This is a genomic window from Halomonas sp. ISL-56 (genome assembly GCF_018612805.1).
Lineage (GTDB): Bacteria > Pseudomonadota > Gammaproteobacteria > Pseudomonadales > Halomonadaceae > Vreelandella.
In genome coordinates, this window is the sequence record NZ_JAGGRO010000021.1 from 90,501 (window position 1) to 105,871 (window position 15,371).

At 51.3% G+C, this 15,371-nt stretch carries 22 protein-coding genes; 1 reads left to right on the forward strand and 21 read right to left on the reverse strand.

From position 1 onward, the window contains the following. Nucleotides 1–93: 93 nt before the first annotated feature. Entirely contained in the window at nt 94–741 is a 648-nt protein-coding gene (gene leuD / locus J7J49_RS18390) for a 3-isopropylmalate dehydratase small subunit (protein WP_215094692.1), read from the reverse strand. 3 nt (nt 742–744) lie between these two features. Continuing rightward, nucleotides 745–2,196: a 3-isopropylmalate dehydratase large subunit gene (gene leuC / locus J7J49_RS18395; protein ID WP_215094694.1), complete on the reverse strand. Its 1,452-nt coding sequence runs from the start codon at nt 2,194–2,196 to the stop codon at nt 745–747. Nucleotides 2,197–2,355: 159 nt separating this feature from the next. On the opposite strand from leuC, the gene J7J49_RS18400 reads away from it, so the two are divergent. Beyond that, nucleotides 2,356–3,237: a LysR family transcriptional regulator gene (locus tag J7J49_RS18400; protein WP_215094696.1), complete on the forward strand. Its 882-nt coding sequence runs from the start codon at nt 2,356–2,358 to the stop codon at nt 3,235–3,237. Nucleotides 3,238–3,540: 303 nt separating this feature from the next. Here J7J49_RS18400 and J7J49_RS18405 read toward each other — a convergent pair whose 3' ends face one another. The 19 genes from J7J49_RS18405 to J7J49_RS18495 form a co-directional block, all read right to left on the reverse strand. Continuing rightward, nucleotides 3,541–3,960 (reverse strand): GFA family protein, encoded by a 420-nt coding sequence (locus J7J49_RS18405; protein WP_215094698.1) that lies wholly within the window; start codon nt 3,958–3,960, stop codon nt 3,541–3,543. 230 nt (nt 3,961–4,190) lie between these two features. Beyond that, nucleotides 4,191–4,829, reverse strand: a complete 639-nt coding sequence (locus tag J7J49_RS18410) for an SGNH/GDSL hydrolase family protein (protein WP_215094700.1) — start codon at nt 4,827–4,829, stop codon at nt 4,191–4,193. Nucleotides 4,830–4,969: 140 nt separating this feature from the next. Then, a complete protein-coding gene (locus J7J49_RS18415; RefSeq protein ID WP_215094702.1) occupies nt 4,970–5,476 on the reverse strand; it encodes a GFA family protein in 507 nt (168 codons plus the stop codon). A 119-nt stretch (nt 5,477–5,595) separates the two neighbouring features. Next, nucleotides 5,596–6,144 (reverse strand): macro domain-containing protein, encoded by a 549-nt coding sequence (locus tag J7J49_RS18420; protein WP_064233487.1) that lies wholly within the window; start codon nt 6,142–6,144, stop codon nt 5,596–5,598. Between the two features lie 113 nt (nt 6,145–6,257). Beyond that, a complete protein-coding gene (locus tag J7J49_RS18425; RefSeq protein WP_064233486.1) occupies nt 6,258–6,830 on the reverse strand; it encodes a nicotinamidase in 573 nt (190 codons plus the stop codon). Between the two features lie 476 nt (nt 6,831–7,306). Beyond that, nucleotides 7,307–7,735 carry an arsenic resistance N-acetyltransferase ArsN2 gene (arsN2, locus tag J7J49_RS18430; protein ID WP_215094704.1) on the reverse strand — a complete coding sequence of 143 codons (429 nt, stop codon included), beginning with the start codon at nt 7,733–7,735 and terminating at the stop codon, nt 7,307–7,309. A gap of 80 nt (nt 7,736–7,815) precedes the next feature. Further along, a complete protein-coding gene (locus tag J7J49_RS18435; protein WP_215094706.1) occupies nt 7,816–8,196 on the reverse strand; it encodes a VOC family protein in 381 nt (126 codons plus the stop codon). Nucleotides 8,197–8,251: 55 nt separating this feature from the next. After that, complete coding sequence (locus J7J49_RS18440) at nt 8,252–8,704, reverse strand: bleomycin resistance protein (RefSeq protein WP_215094707.1); 453 nt, start codon at nt 8,702–8,704, stop codon at nt 8,252–8,254. Between the two features lie 189 nt (nt 8,705–8,893). Beyond that, on the reverse strand, nt 8,894–9,352 hold the full coding sequence (locus tag J7J49_RS18445; protein ID WP_215094709.1) for a P-loop NTPase family protein: 459 nt from the start codon (nt 9,350–9,352) through the stop codon (nt 8,894–8,896). 80 nt (nt 9,353–9,432) lie between these two features. Beyond that, nucleotides 9,433–10,047 carry a LysE family translocator gene (locus J7J49_RS18450; RefSeq protein ID WP_215094711.1) on the reverse strand — a complete coding sequence of 205 codons (615 nt, stop codon included), beginning with the start codon at nt 10,045–10,047 and terminating at the stop codon, nt 9,433–9,435. Nucleotides 10,048–10,061: 14 nt separating this feature from the next. After that, on the reverse strand, nt 10,062–10,685 hold the full coding sequence (locus J7J49_RS18455; protein WP_215094713.1) for a SagB/ThcOx family dehydrogenase: 624 nt from the start codon (nt 10,683–10,685) through the stop codon (nt 10,062–10,064). A 37-nt stretch (nt 10,686–10,722) separates the two neighbouring features. Then, the gene (locus J7J49_RS18460) at nt 10,723–10,950 is read right to left on the reverse strand and encodes a DHCW motif cupin fold protein (RefSeq protein ID WP_215094714.1); all 228 of its coding nucleotides are present in this window, start codon (nt 10,948–10,950) and stop codon (nt 10,723–10,725) included. Nucleotides 10,951–11,104: 154 nt separating this feature from the next. Beyond that, nucleotides 11,105–11,521, reverse strand: a complete 417-nt coding sequence (locus J7J49_RS22830) for a GFA family protein (protein ID WP_215094716.1) — start codon at nt 11,519–11,521, stop codon at nt 11,105–11,107. 96 nt (nt 11,522–11,617) lie between these two features. Further along, nucleotides 11,618–11,983: a cupin domain-containing protein gene (locus J7J49_RS18470; RefSeq protein ID WP_215094718.1), complete on the reverse strand. Its 366-nt coding sequence runs from the start codon at nt 11,981–11,983 to the stop codon at nt 11,618–11,620. A gap of 203 nt (nt 11,984–12,186) precedes the next feature. Next, a complete protein-coding gene (locus tag J7J49_RS18475) occupies nt 12,187–12,933 on the reverse strand; it encodes a DUF899 domain-containing protein (RefSeq protein WP_215094720.1) in 747 nt (248 codons plus the stop codon). Nucleotides 12,934–13,175: 242 nt separating this feature from the next. After that, nucleotides 13,176–13,406: a DUF6429 family protein gene (locus J7J49_RS18480; RefSeq protein ID WP_215094722.1), complete on the reverse strand. Its 231-nt coding sequence runs from the start codon at nt 13,404–13,406 to the stop codon at nt 13,176–13,178. 50 nt (nt 13,407–13,456) lie between these two features. Then, the gene (locus J7J49_RS18485) at nt 13,457–13,714 is read right to left on the reverse strand and encodes a hypothetical protein (RefSeq protein ID WP_215094724.1); all 258 of its coding nucleotides are present in this window, start codon (nt 13,712–13,714) and stop codon (nt 13,457–13,459) included. Nucleotides 13,715–13,815: 101 nt separating this feature from the next. Further along, the gene (locus J7J49_RS18490; protein WP_215094726.1) at nt 13,816–14,223 is read right to left on the reverse strand and encodes a VOC family protein; all 408 of its coding nucleotides are present in this window, start codon (nt 14,221–14,223) and stop codon (nt 13,816–13,818) included. A gap of 221 nt (nt 14,224–14,444) precedes the next feature. After that, nucleotides 14,445–15,221, reverse strand: a complete 777-nt coding sequence (locus tag J7J49_RS18495; protein WP_215094728.1) for an aminoglycoside adenylyltransferase family protein — start codon at nt 15,219–15,221, stop codon at nt 14,445–14,447. Between the last annotated feature and the right edge of the window lie 150 nt (nt 15,222–15,371).

Sequence of the window (15,371 nt, forward strand, 5' to 3'; positions counted from 1 at the left end):
TCCTTAACGTGTTATAGAGCGACTTTGGCCGCTTGGCGCATTGCAATGGGGTTGCAATGCGCTATCAAACTGACTGTAAAAACTAAAATCTCTTTAGGCAGACTGCCGGAACAACCAGGGGCGCGCAGCTTTATGTTTCTGCTCAAAGGCACGAATAGCGTCTTCATCTTTTAGCGTCAGGCCAATATCGTCCAGCCCTTCCAGCAGGCAGTGCTTGCGGAACTCATCCACTTCAAACTCTAAAATCTCGCCGCTAGGGGTAACTACGCGCTGGTTCTCCAGATCCACATCCAACTGGTAGCCTTCGTTGGCCTCTACTTCGGTAAACAGCCGATCGACCACGTCTTCTGGGAAGGTGATCAGCAAAATACCGTTCTTGAACGAGTTGTTGTAGAAAATATCCGCAAAGCTGGGCGCAATTACCACCTTAAAACCGAAATCTTCCAGCGCCCAGGGTGCGTGCTCACGCGAGCTACCGCAGCCAAAGTTGCGCCGAGCAAGCAGCACTTCAGCGCCTTTAAAACGCGGCTGATTCAAGACGAAATCAGGATTAAGCGGACGCTGCGAGCAGTCTTGCCCTGGCTGCCCCTCATCTAAATAGCGCAGTTCGTCAAACAGATTAACGCCAAAACCAGTGCGCTTGATTGATTTCAAAAACTGCTTCGGGATAATCAAATCGGTATCGACGTTGGCGCGATCAAGGGGCGCCACCACGCCTTCAAAGCGTTCAAATTTTTTCATGGTTTAGGCCTCCTGAGCGTGAGTAGCGTCGTTGGCAGGCAAGCTGCGGACATCGACAAAGTGACCGGCAATTGCCGCGGCCGCTGCCATGGCAGGGCTGACCAAGTGCGTACGGCCACCGTAGCCCTGGCGTCCTTCAAAATTACGGTTAGAGGTCGAAGCGCAGTGTTCACCAGCACCCAATTTGTCCGCGTTCATGGCCAAACACATGGAGCAGCCCGGCTCGCGCCACTCGAAACCGGCATCGATAAAGATTTTATCCAAACCTTCCGCTTCCGCCTGGCGTTTCACTAAGCCTGAACCCGGCACCACCATGGCCAGCTTGATGGAGTCAGCCACTTTTTTGCCTTTGGCCACCTTGGCGGCTTCACGCAGGTCTTCGATACGCGAGTTGGTGCAGGAACCGATAAAGATCTTATCCAGCTTGATATCGGTGATTTTCTGGTTGGGCTGAAGGCCCATGTACTCCAGTGCGCGGGTGTGGCTACGTTGCACGGTTTCATCCAGTGCGGCCAACGGGTCAGGCACTTGGCCGGAAATACCGGTGACCATTTCCGGGCTGGTACCCCAACTCACCTGCGGCTCGATCTCTTCCGCTTTCAGGGTGACGACCTTATCGAACTCTGCATCGGCGTCGGAGACCAGATTGCGCCAGTCCGCCACGGCGGCTTCCCACTGCTCTGCCGTGGGCGCGAAAGGACGCTTGGCTAAGTAATCAATGGTGGTGTCGTCCACGGCGATCAAACCGACCCGTGCGCCCGCCTCAATGGCCATGTTGCACACGGTCATGCGCCCTTCCATAGAGAGCGAAGCAATAGCACTACCGGCAAACTCAATGGCGTAACCAGTGCCGCCAGCGGTACCAATTTTGCCGATAATCGCCAGCACTACGTCTTTCGCAGTCACGCCCAGGCCCAACTCGCCTTCCACGCGCACCTGCATATTCTTCATTTTTTGCGCCAGCAAGCACTGGGTCGCCATCACGTGTTCGACCTCAGAGGTGCCGATACCATGTGCCAAGGCGCCAAAGGCACCGTGGGTAGCGGTGTGAGAGTCGCCACATACCACGGTCATGCCCGGCAGTGTTGCGCCTTGCTCGGGTCCGACTACGTGCACGATACCCTGACGAGGATCGTTGATTTTGAACTCTTCGATGCCGTACTCAAGGCAGTTGTCGTCCAGGGTTTGCACCTGAATCAATGACACCGGGTCTTTAATCCCACTGTTGCCCTCCGCCCGCTCTTTAGTGGTCGTTGGCACGTTATGGTCAGGCGTGGCCAAATTTGCATCCAAACGCCACGGCTTGCGGTTGGCTAAACGCAGCCCTTCAAATGCCTGGGGCGATGTCACTTCGTGAAGCAATTGCCGGTCGATGTATATCAACGCGGTGCCATCGTCACGCTGCTTCACCAAGTGTTGATTCCAAAGTTTGTCGTAAAGCGTTTGGCCTGACATGTGACTCTCCTGGGCAGTGCCCTGCTAGTTCGGTATAGCCGCCTCTATGGGCTGCTTAAATTGCTTGTGGAGTCAGTGTCACGCGACTCGCGCATAAAAGCAATTCATGTTATTCATAGTTTAGATTCCAAACTGGAATAGCTAATTAGGGAGCAGCCCGTGGATACCCAAAGCTTACAAGCCTTTTTGGCCGTGGCAGATACGCAAAGTTTCTCACGGGCGGCTGAACAGCTGCACCTTACCCAGCCAGCGGTAAGCAAGCGCATTGCCACCTTGGAATCTCAAGTAGGCACACGGCTATTTGACCGCATTGGTCGGCGCATTGCGCTAACCGAAGCCGGTAGCGTGCTGCTCCCCCAAGCGCGGCGCATTCTTTTGACCGTTGAGGACAGCCGCCGAGCGCTGGCCAACCTTTCCGGCCAGGTAGGCGGCAAGTTGACCCTTGCCACCAGCCACCATATTGGCCTACACCGCTTACCGCCGCTATTAAAGCAGTACACCCAGCGCCACCCGGAGGTCACACTAGACCTGCACTTTCTGGATTCAGAGCAGGCTTACCAGGGCGTGTTGGATGGCACCCTGGAAATGGCCGTGGTGACGCTAGCCCCCCACCCCCATGAACAACTACAGGTGGTAGAACTGTGGCGCGACCGGCTATGTTTTGCCTGCGCTATCGATCACCCTCTTAACCATCAGCCTCCTCAGAGCGAACTCTCTCTGATCGACCTATGCGAATACAACTGCGTGATGCCGGGGGCGAAGACCTTTACAGGGTCACTTATTGCGCAGCGTTTCAGCGAAGCTGGTTTGCAACTGCCCGTTAGCATGGCGACCAACTATTTAGAAACGCTAAAGATGATGTGCAGCGTGGGGCTGGGCTGGAGCCTGCTGCCAGAAAAGATGATCGACAGCGAACTGGTCGAGCTTAGTGTAGACACCCCACCGATTTACCGCCCGCTGGGGTATTTGGTTCATACCAACCGAACGCTGTCGAATGCGGCACGCAGGATGATTGAGGAGTTGGAAAACACACGGAGATGAGAGTGTTATAAAATAAAACTCATGTGCAACCGTGGGGCCTCTAAACACTCGTAGAACTCACTATCTCGTTATCACACGCTACAGCATGCGCGCACGAAGCTGGATCGATGATTTTCGTAGCACGTGGTAAGCGAAGCGCACCGCGGAATCAGCGCGCAGAGGGCCGGGATTTGGTTCTTGTGGGCATTGTTGGTTGGTTGCCACTGGGCGCCGTTCCGCCGCCTCCCGCGGGAGCAGCGCGCAGCGGTGCCGGGGTTGGTGTATGCCACTGAGCGTCGTTCCGACGCCTCCTAAACTGCCCCTCTATTCACCAAACTGGGCGAACACTTCTTCGCCGGTCAATTGCTTGGTTTTTTCTGCTAGTGAATAGAAGCACGGCTTTTGATCGATAAAGATTTGCTCGGTTATTTTCCAATCATCAGCGCCATCAAGAAGCCCAACGGGAAGCGCGTAATGCCCATCCTGCTTTAAGCGATAGAAGAGGTGGGTGCCACACTGCTGGCAGAAACCACGCTCAGCCCACTCAGAAGAACTGAAGGTGGCTATATGCTCTGAGCCTTTAAAGTCCACATCACCGGCAAACTCAACTGCAAACAACGGGCCACCACCCCACTTTCTACACATCGAACAGTGGCAAACGCCGACATGGTTGCTTTGGGTGGTAACGGTGACGCTGACTATACCGCATAGGCAAGCCCCCTGAAGCTGTGTGGTAGATGCCATGCTTGTCTCCATCAGTTGTTATTACACTTAAATCATATTTAACCCTTAAAAGCCAAGATAGCTCAAAATTGCCCTTCCACTATTGCCCCCTTTTAATCTATGAGGGCTTTCCGCTATGGGCGGGTATATTTTGGATCAAGGGGGGTAGATAACAGCACGCTTAGCTTTCTCGCCAGGGCTCAGTGGCAACGAAACCCCGTCATCATGCCTAGATTGATGATTCCGCAACATTACGACACCAGCGGATGAATTATTTTGGCCAAAGCCGAACCAAGGACATAGTGCTGATCTTCGTCCAAATGAACGCCATCAATCCGGCTAGTGGGTGTCACCAGTCCCGCATCGAAAAAGTAGCATTCGCACTCTTCGGCGACTGCTTCAATGGCTGCAGATAATCCCACCGCTTTTCCCTCGGCTCCTTCAAACTTTGGCGCTATATTGCCTTTCGCTTTTTGAATTTCGGGAGGAGCAACGAGCATGACCGGAGGCACTGGCATGCCCGGCTCAATGGGAGCGCGTCGAATGGCGCTAACCAGTGTCTTTAACCCCTGCGCTGATTGCCAAGCATTGAAATGATGCATAGATTGAAAGTCGTTAGTGCCTAATAGCATAACTACCAGCGACAACGGCGAATTGATTTCTATGCACTGCTCTAACCCCTCCAATCCGTTGCGTCCTGGTTTGTAAGGGTCATCCCACACGGTTCGACGTCCGTTCAGGCAATCCTCGATAATCCTTACAGAAATGCCCGCTTCAAGCAGTTCCTTTTCCAACACTCCTGGCCAACGGTGTTCGAAATCTAACCGACTACGGGTATCCGGGATAATTCCCCAGCTTAATGAGTCTGCGTAAACAAGAATCTGATGCATGGCTTCCCCCGTGGCTTAGTTCCCAGGCTTTGTTGGTATGATTAATGCTGGCCCGAATCTTGACACCAACCTGACATGCGATGAGGCCCACCAGCATATATTCGATCCCCAAGCTACCCGTATCTGATCGGGTAGAATAATCACCGGCCAATAATCATCTGAAGCCTACTGACAACTAGGCGTACGACCAGCTTCAAAGGAAATGACTTATAGGCAGGTGGATCAGTTGGAAGAGAACTGGGATCCTTGAGAAACTTGGTTGCAATACGTGACTGAAGAGCCGGTGTTTCGCCTACAAATCGTTGGCGATACAACGAGATCCAGTGCTGCGAATTTTCGAACGTAACAAAAAGAGGTGAATTGCAGCACGTTGCCACTATACGACTCGTTGGTGATTTAACACGAAATTTATAAGGATGGAGATGCTCCTGACCGCGCACTACAGCGTATCGATCATTACGATGAAGCACATAGGGGGTTCCCAGGAATTGATCCATGACGGGCTCCGGCGGCAAAAGTTTTGCAAGCTCATCTGCCGCAAATTGACAATCATCACAATGGCACACAGTGCAATAAATTGGCGCTCCCACAAGCTCAACGGCAACTTGGCCACATGAACACTCGACTAAAAATGTATCAATCGGCATTCGATTATCTCCATGTGGACACTAGCGTCTAGGCTCACCAGCGGCAATAAAGCGCCTGCTGACAAGTAATCCGGCCACTGCGTACTGCTATGCAAATCTCGCCCAAAAACATACCGAAGCTAGAATTCTAAAGGGTCAATGGTTAAGCGTTGAGCCAATGCTTCTTGGAGAATCTGCCCAGCCGCTTCGTTGAATAGTACAAAACGGATCAGGGTCACTTTGTGCAAGGTCGGCAGTATGGTTTCCAGGGTAGCCGCGCACACTTGAGCAGCTGCTTCCGCTGGGTAACCGAAAGCACCAGTAGAGAGTGCCGGGAAGGCCAGCCGCTCAATGCCGTGCTCATCGGCTAACTTCAGCGCATTGCGATAACAGCCAGCCAGCAGTTGATCCTCCGGCTTATCGACGCCATATACCGGGCCCAGGCAGTGAATCACCCAGCGATTGGGCAAATTATGGCCGCCAGTGAGTACCGCTTGGCCCGGAGCGATGGGTGCCATAGGCCGCCCCTCTTCAGCAAGGCCGGGGCCTGCAGCGCGATGAAGCGCCCCAGCGACGCCGCCACCGGTTCGCAATTGCGCGTTGGCAGCATTAACCACTGCATCCACATCGGACTGTTGGGCAATATCGCCCACCACGCACTCCACGCGGATTCTGCTCTGATCGCTCATAAACTCCCCCATCTATTACGACGCATAGCTGACGCTCGCTAATGAAAGCTTCCTTTACTACGGCTAATACTGGAAATGCTGACTGAACAGAGCACCTTCGTTCAACCTATCGTTCATGCGTTGTCTTCGATAATCGCCCCGGCTTCACGCATTTCGTCCATCACGGCGCTCAATTGCTCCGGGTTCACTGCGCGGGTGGCATCGGCGATTAAGTGGGTTTCAAAGCCGAATTTACAGGCGTCTAGCACGGTAGCCTTAACGCAGACATCGCAGGCCAGCCCACCAATCCAAACGCGCTTGATCCCTCGACTCTCAAGAAAGCCCTGAAGGCCAGTGCCGTCGAAGGCGGAGTAAGCATCGCGGTCGAATGCTGTGCCCTTGCTCACTCGCACAGTGTCCGGTGGCAATTGCAGCCCTGGATGAAAGGCGGCACCTTCGGTGTCCTGAAGGCAGTGCTCTGGCCAGGGGCCACCTTGGCTCTCAAAGGAGCAGTGCGCCACCGGGTGCCAGTCCCTGGAAGCAATAACAAGAACGCCCTGCCGAGCGGCCTTAGCCAACCAATCGTTGAGCACAGGCACCACCGCATCGCCACCTTCAATGCCCAGCGCCCCGCCGGGGCAAAAATCGTTCTGCACATCCACGGCGATTACTGCATCTTGTGAGCAAAGTGTTTCCGCTGTATGCATAAATGCCTCCTTAGTTAATCCAAGGCAAGCGGAGACGAAGCAATCTTCATTACGCCAGCCTGTTCCTCACTATGCAACAACAGCGCCTAGCGCTTGCAGCTTGTGCGCCATTGAAATAAAACTAAAGGTGCAATGGACAAAAGGGCGGCCCCGCGCCAGTATTTGTGATGTCAAAACTCAATCAACACGACAGTTATCATTGGTACGAAAAACGATAGCCAAAATCAGGAATGGGAACCATGCGATATAAGCAGGAAACCACTGGAACCACCACCCGGGGGAGAAATAAATAGCTTCGGGCTTTCCAAACATAAAAATGGCAACGACGTTTAGCAATAATACGATTGAAAACCCGGCAGCACTGATAACCGAGAATATGCGACCTAGCTGCTTCGACCTCCCTTTAAGCATTGAAATTCTCCTTTATAAACTATTTCTGTATAACGCCGCAGACATCGGTTTTTCTGGCACAATGCCTAGTTAACGGCTAGCGCTTTACCCATGCAAACCGATGACGCCGGGCATAGTCCAGCAAATTGGGGAGTCTGAGTGATGGTTCTTGGAGCGTCTGAACGATCTAGCACCTCATAGCCCAACCGCGCAAAGAAACCATCCGCCGTGGTGGTAAGAAGATACAGCGCCTTTAAATGAGAGCGCGCTGCCCACTCTTCAGAAAATGCTACAAGTTTTTGTCCAAGACGATTGCTTCTATGGGCTGCAGAAATTGCAAGCGAGCGAAGAAGCCCGTAATCACCGCACACCTCTACCCCTATGACACCCCAAAGCTCGCTTTCATGATGGAAGCCGAAGAAGTAAACGTCACTATTATCCCGCAAATCAGAAACTGGCAGGTCACAAGCAACCAAGAGATCAATGACTTCTTGGCTATAAGCGACTTGTTCCATGCAAACCTCCCCAAACGCTAACGAAGCCGTAGATAAAGCCAATGGTAAATCTCTTCTCGATAATTAATTTGAGCAACAGGCTACGAGCTTGCTGATGGTTCGATGTCTTGACCGAACGTAATTCGATGCCCTTCCGGCGCTACAACACCAAACTCACGCAGCCCCCATGGCTTATCAGCTATTGCCTGGAAAATCTCGGCACCCCGCCGCTGATAATCACAGTAAAGCTCGTCTATGCCCTCACAGTTTACATAAGCGAAGTACGAATGCTCGTGCGTATCACGGGCGAGAAGTTCGTCTGGGCAGTGGCCCAGCATAACGTGAAAACTACCAAGGCTAAGGAACGACCAGCCATCCACACGGAAACGTAGAGAAAAGCCAAGTTTGTCGAGAAAGTAACTCTCGGTCCTTTCAAGGTCGTTAACTGCCAGCACATGCTGGGTTGCTTTTACCGCAAACATTGATGGCTCCTGTCCTCTATATGCCCCCCCCCTAACACGAAGCAAATGGCAATGGTTATCCCTCGGGCGTACCACTGCTTAGATTAGCCAAGCTGCTGAGTCTGAGCAAATAACCATCTGGATCCATGATCATAAATTGTCTGACACTCACAAAATTACCGCCAACCCGGTAGGATTTTTGCTCTAACGGCAGCTGGATAGGATAATCGTGCTTAATTAAATGACGGTATATACCATCAAGATCAGTAACAATTATTTGAAAATTCACGCCTCGGCCAAAGGGATATTCAAGCTCTGCGGTGACCCAGGGATCGCTTTCGCTAGCCAATTCAGCTACCTGTTCAAGCATAAGAACGGCACCGTCTAGCTGTATCGTTGCAAAGCTGTCTTCGGGGCGTTCAAAGCAAATCGAAAAGCCAAGCAATTCCGTATAAAAGCTCAGCGATTTTTTAATGCAGCGAACATTTAGTTCTGGTGTTAACGGGGGGAATATGCCGATGCTGGCCATGACTCATGCCGTATAACGACAATGTGCAACGGCGCGTTTATGCGTATGTTGCAACTGCTTGTGATGCCGTAATGCTACTCTCATGTTCGTTCCCCCAATGTGCCGATCTTATTCTCATCGATTTTCACGGTGTCACCTTCAACTTTACTTCATCCCAGCGTACAGCTTAGGAAACCATCTGACCTTCAGCTATAGTTCTTTTAACAATTCATCCACGTCTTTATTTTTTATAATCGTATATGTGGAGACATCTTTTCCTGCTGAACCTAAAGTCTGTTCGTCTTTAACTCCAAACATCGCATCATATTTAAAAGACCAATAAAGTAATGAAAAATTGAGTTTATCTCGAATATCCACTCGATAGACTCTTAGCCAACGTGGTGGCTTCATAAATACAAGGACGGTAGCTCTAGACGCTCTATCCGAATAGGTTCTAGAGTTTCCTCCTTCAATGATCCATTGATGTTTTGACGCCCAGGATCTTACTGTGCGATCGATTTCGGAGTTTGCTCGAAGCCTCCCCTTCTCATCATGAACGGCCTCATCAACACAATAAACAGGTATGTCAAGTATCCTCGACAGTCTAAGCGCCAATCTAGATTTACCTGCGCCGAGCCCCCCGATGATCATTATTCGTGTCGCGCCCATACCTTTTCTCTTTGTAACTAGCGCTGAATTAAACCACGCCGCTTTGCGCCATCAGTTTAAGTTTAATGAATCGTCAGACCTTACCGCTCAGTCAAAGCGAGCTGTACGCCTAGACCCGCGAATGCTGCCGCGAAGCTTCTGCGCAACCAATTCTGAACCTTTGGTGAGTCAATGACAGTTGCTCTAAATGCATGGGCAAGCTGCCCGTAGATGATGAAGACAACAAAAGTCATCGCCATGAAAATAGCGCTCAGTCCGAGCAATTGTCCTAATGATGACTGGGTGTCAGTTGCAACGAACTGCGGCAAGAAGGCTAAGAAGAAAATAGTCAGCTTGGGGTTAAGGATATTCAGCAGGAACGCCTTACTCATAAGCGAAACGGCATCGCCCTTTCGCCTCACCTCATGAACAGAGAAAGCGCTTCGATCACGCCAAGTAACGACGGCAAGGTAAAGAAGATACACAACACCCGCATACTTGAGCACCTGAAATGCTATCGCGCTCGTATGCATGATGGCCGCCAGACCCAGAACAGTGGCCAGCAGGTGGGGCACAATACCAAGTGTGCAACCGATGGCAGCATAGAGACTTGCCAGGCGCCCATGCATTAAGCCAATGGAAACGGTAAAGATAACACCTGTGCCTGGGATAAGTACGACAACCAATGAGGTAAGCAAGAATTCAGCAGAGAACATGAAAGACGACTCCTCTATGGGGCATGTCGCTGTCCGATGCACAGCAGTGCAGTAGGTTCCAAGTCTGGAGGCAATCTCAATGCTTCCTTCACCCTTGTATCATCGAACCCTGCTACTAGAACACAACCAACTCCGAGAGCAGTACTCTGAAGATGGACATTTTGAGCTACAGCCCCCGTTTCCATATAGACATAGCGAGCGCCACGCTCTCCCTGGGGTGGCTGAGATTCAAAGTGCCGAACCGCATCGTCAAGTTTCGCGGTAACCCCGATGACGAGAGCCGCTTCTTTCAACCATGGTTGATCGCCAATCCCTAGCGCTTGCACGGCCCCTTCCGGAATTCGATCACCCATTAAGTTTAACGAATGACTCTCAGCCTGATACTCATAGATACCGGGTTCAAGTGCCGATACTCGCTGCACTAAAATTTTTAGGTGCAGTGGATATAACCCACCTGCCGATGGCGTGGCTCTTTTTTCATTCGGCCCTGTTACGCCCTGGGCCGACCAAAGTAATTGGGACAAAAAATCGATAGATAACGGAGCATTCGTGTACTCCCTCACGCTGCGCCGAGCCGCAATACTGCCAACCAATGACTTGGAGTCGTGCTGTTCTGGAGCAGGTAAGTCGAAGGCCATGCGTTTACTCCCAATGTATAACAGTGATTATGTGATGCTAATCGACGACGAACAATTTAGCTCCTTGCTCCGTCGACGAACGATGAAGTTCGGCATTGTCGACCACTTGATAGCTCGAACCAGGCATAAGAACAAAGCAACGCCCATCATCTAGCTCCGTATGAAGCTCACCTTCTAGGCAGAGCAATATGGGCCCTTCCGCACACCAATGATCGGATATGGCAATACTAATTCGGACTATTGCGCGCCAAGAGAGCACCAGCATCGATCATCAAACTGCCGGTAACCCAATCCCACCACTGCCGAATACGCGGTCTGCGTAATGCCTGCGCTATGTGCTCCATAAGTATGACAAAGCCCCACCACCAAGCGACACCAATCAGTCCAGCACGTAATGACGGTCGCCGTGCTGCCGTTGGTTAGAGCGAATCGGGCGGGCCAACATAGTTTCCCATGTAAACTGGTTTGTCATCCTCAATTACCACCCATGAAGGCTTCTCACAGACCCACATATGACCCGTTACCTCAACTTGAGGATCTCCATCCAGCAGCCCGGTTCTAACGCGGAGAAAGTCTGTTTCATTATTGGTAGTGACGTAAATCGGGCTGTAGCAATTAGAACAATAGAAGCGCTGCTTTCCAGGGCGTGACTCATAGGAAACTAATTGCTTTGCTCCTGATGTAACGGTGAACTTGTCGCGCGCAACTCGGGCTACGGACGAATAGTCTGAGCCAGAGAGCTTACGGCAGGTCTCGCAATAGCATCGCCTCACCGAAAGCCGGGGCCGATCAATGGTGAAACAAATCGATTTGCAATGGCAGCTTCCCGTAATCAAGTGTTCGATCTCCCTTGGCCTCTATAACGGAACAGTGGTGCTGTGGGCATAAAGCCGCAGAAAAACGCCATCACCGTGCATGGCCATGATAGCGAACTAAACCCAGACATCATTCTCCGCCTTAAGCTCGCCACCTGAGTCTCCGGTATTGACCACGCCTCGGGGCTCGATTAGGAGAACGTGGCATTCAATTTCAGCAAAAGGCCTATGCTCCACGCCTTTGGGAACTACATACATTTCCCCTTCGGATAGATGAACAGTACCTTCCCGGAGCTCAATGCCCATTGCTCCTTTGACTACCAAAAACACCTCGTCCGTATCTTTATGATCATGCCACACAAAATTGCCCTGAAACTTCGCCAGTTTGAACTGGTAATCGTTCATTTCTGTCACCACACGAGGTGACCAGAACTCAGAAAATTTCCTGAATTTTTCGGCCAAATTGACTACATCTGATTGCATGGGTATATACCTCTATCATCGCGCTAATACTAAAGCTCGCTCTGCCACCTCGAGAAGCACTATGGTGTTCTGTTGAAGTGCTTTATTCGCTGCTGAACGCATACAGCAACAGTGTGCTGCAAGTGTAACGTCCGCTGAAAATGATTGTTTGTGCATCTTTACTGCGGTCAACTGCTAGGCTAATTGCATGTGACGGGATGCAATCAACCTGGGTGACACTTCGTTCCTGCCAAGCTCGCATCGTACTCATCGTGGCGCCGAACCCAGTCCATGATTTCCTTCTCGTTGCGGCCCTTTGGCGTGATGTCGAGATAAACGAAGGCGCCAATAACCTCCTCATTGCCACGGGCGTAGCTAGAGTAGGTGTGGAACACGGCCCCGCTTTCATCCTTGTAGAAAACGCTAAGCCCGGGCAGTTCTTCGCTGAAGTACTTCGGATCCTCGATAGCTTGGTAATTGTAGTAGAGCCGACCAGCCTCAAGATCCTCTCGAGCGAAAGAGACCTGAAAGTCAAAATTGAAATCGCTGCCCTGGGAGGACACCCAGGTGGCTGCCCAGCCCATGCGCCTACGGTAAGCTTCCAGCTTTTCCAGCGGCGCGCGGGATACACGAACGTAACTGACATCGTGATTGGCGAGGTGGACGATGGCACCCTCGGCATGATCCGCCTCCAGCGAGCAGCTCGGGCAACCTGCATTCCAGTCAGGGCCGAACATGAAATGGTGAATGACCAGTTGACTGTTTGTGCCAAATAGCTCGGCAAGCGTCTTCTTCCCTTCCAGCGTGTCGAAGACATACTCCTTCTCCACTTTCACCCATGGCAGCTCGCGCCGCTCACGGGCGACCAGGTCGCGCATACGCGTGAGCGCCTTCTCGTTCTTTAGGTGGGCTTTGCGTGCCTGAAACCACTCCTCTTTGGATACAACTCTCGGTGATTCAATCTGGCTCATGACGAACTACCTCGCGTAAATTCAGCGTTGCTCCGGCTTGCAGCACCGGAATAATGCGTTTTGCATAGAGTAGTCGTTCGCCACTGATCAAAATCGACAACACCGCCGCAATTAATGACGAGGGGCATCGAGGCTAACATCTACCTCCCCGGGGGAATGGGCCAGCCCCAAAGGGCCGATAACAGCCACTAGTGATGCATTAACTCGTGTGCAGTTAGCAATATCCGCCTGAACGCCTGATTTTACTGCTTCTTGGAGAAAAGCTGATTGAACAGTCGCTCTGATGCCTGAAGCCCCTTCTCTGTCAAAACGACTGACTTCGTTTTACTGACAGGATCAGCAATGAACCCCTTTTCGTGAAGCCTATTCATCGAATCCCAATCAAAAGTCTTCCACGCGAGAGCACCATCGTGCAATGTCAGGTAGAGAAGAGCCAAAACAGTATCGTCGACTTTGTTTTCATCGATTTTCACGTTGCCACCCTCGCCTGTGCTACGTCCCAGTGTCCAGTTTAGGAAACCACCTAACCTTCAGCTATAGCTCTTTCGATACTCGCGCTGAAGTGGGTAAGCGCCTCTGAATCCAGCTGAATTTTGAAAGCTTGGGACAAAACGAGGGCAACCGCTTCCCTCACAGGTTTCTTGGCTATTGTGGCGGTGGAAATAATGTCCATAGCCTCGTAGCGGTAACCCTCAAGGTCACTCATTGATGAGGCACTCTCCCCTAGTGGATTCCATTGCTGGAGAATTTCTGAGACAGATTTAATTACATGCTCTTTCATAAGACGATCGTCGATTTTTTAACGCTGAAATAAGCGGCGCGAGCTTTCAAACGTCCGACAGCCGAAGGCTAGGCTTGATTATGTATTGATGCATCGAGGCCCTAGTTCGACAGGTTGAGCTGCCAAGAAACGCCATACCTATCCTTTAACCACCCAAACTGCTTACTGAAACCGTAGTTATCCAAAGGCATTAGCTCAACGCCACCCTCAGCTAGGGTATGAAAAGCCTTTTCAATTTCGCTTGTAGATTCACACTCAACATACAATGACATTGAGGGTGTGAAAGTAAATTGGTGATCAAGGTGGCTATCTAGCGCCAGAAACTCAGTACCATTTATCGTAAAGCGAGCCATCTTGGTGGAACCCTCTGGCTCGTTCTCACCCACTTGGTAGCGCTGAATATCGAGGATATCTGAACCAGGAAAGAGTGAGGTATAGAACCTGATTGCCTCTTCGGCCTTCCCTGCTTGCTCGCCGACAAACATTAGCGAGGTCGTAATGGACTTCATTGATGCCTCCGTTCCAATTGATACACATAACGCTGAGTTTAGCGCCCTTGTAATGGAGGCGAAGCCACAGTCAAAGAGCGGCTGGCATCCATTGGCCGCGTACTATAAGCGCCTTGTTAATACGACAGCCGTCGAACCTAAGGTGCTAGCGCCCACAACACGGACAAATTTTTAGCACAGCGAGAAAATTGTGCCTGTGATTATTAGGGCTTTTTTTGCTGCTATTCATCGAGGCATGCCTCAATTGTTTTTTTCATGTACGAGATAAGCGCTTCGAAGCCCTCCCTGTTCTCTTCCCACCGGTCTTCCACCTTCCCGAGATAGCCTTCACGAGCGTACTGTAAAAACACCGCATGATTAGAAGACACTTGCTTTTCCGCCCAGTGCGCGGCTATATCCTTTGGGGCGATATCACCAGTAGCCGCGGTCAGCCACATCCGAGACAAGGTCAGAACCACGTTACGTTCGTCACCAGCTGTTTCCGCAAGAAGATTGGGCAATGAGTCACGGATTGCCATTCGGATATCAGTCAGTGGCACAGGCTGGAAAAGGCTAGCAGCATCAGTTCCATACAGAGGCAGACTGCTATCAATTACCTTTTTCAGTACAATGGCAAGATCAGGGTCACGGCCTGATTCTGGGACTTTTCCGGCCTCGAACTCCTCTCTCAACCACTCCCCGTACACAAATTCGGCCCGTGGCGGGAACTGCCAGGGAACAACATCAGAAACGGTTACAACAGTCAGCTCTAGCGGCCTGATGGATTGTTGATTTCCGATCGCGCCTGATACGTTCATCAGCTGCACGACAAGCTCTTTCTTTTGGCAGGAAGTAAGCAGATCGTCAACTGCGACCAAAATATCTACATCGCTGTCGCGCTTTAAACCACCAACGACAGAAGAGCCGAAGAGATAAATGCCGACGACCGCCTCACCAAGCACATTCTCAACGACTGACTGTGCCTGCCTTGCTTCATCTGGTATCTCTGGGTTTACCATATGCTCAGGGAGTTCCTCTCGCCATCCTCTAACTACCGAGTAAGCTCAACACAACCATTTAAGGTTATAATCACGGTCTAAGCCCCCTCGACATCAACGCCAAGCCTCGAGCCTATTACTGTGTACAACCGACGTCACCCCGTTCTCAGT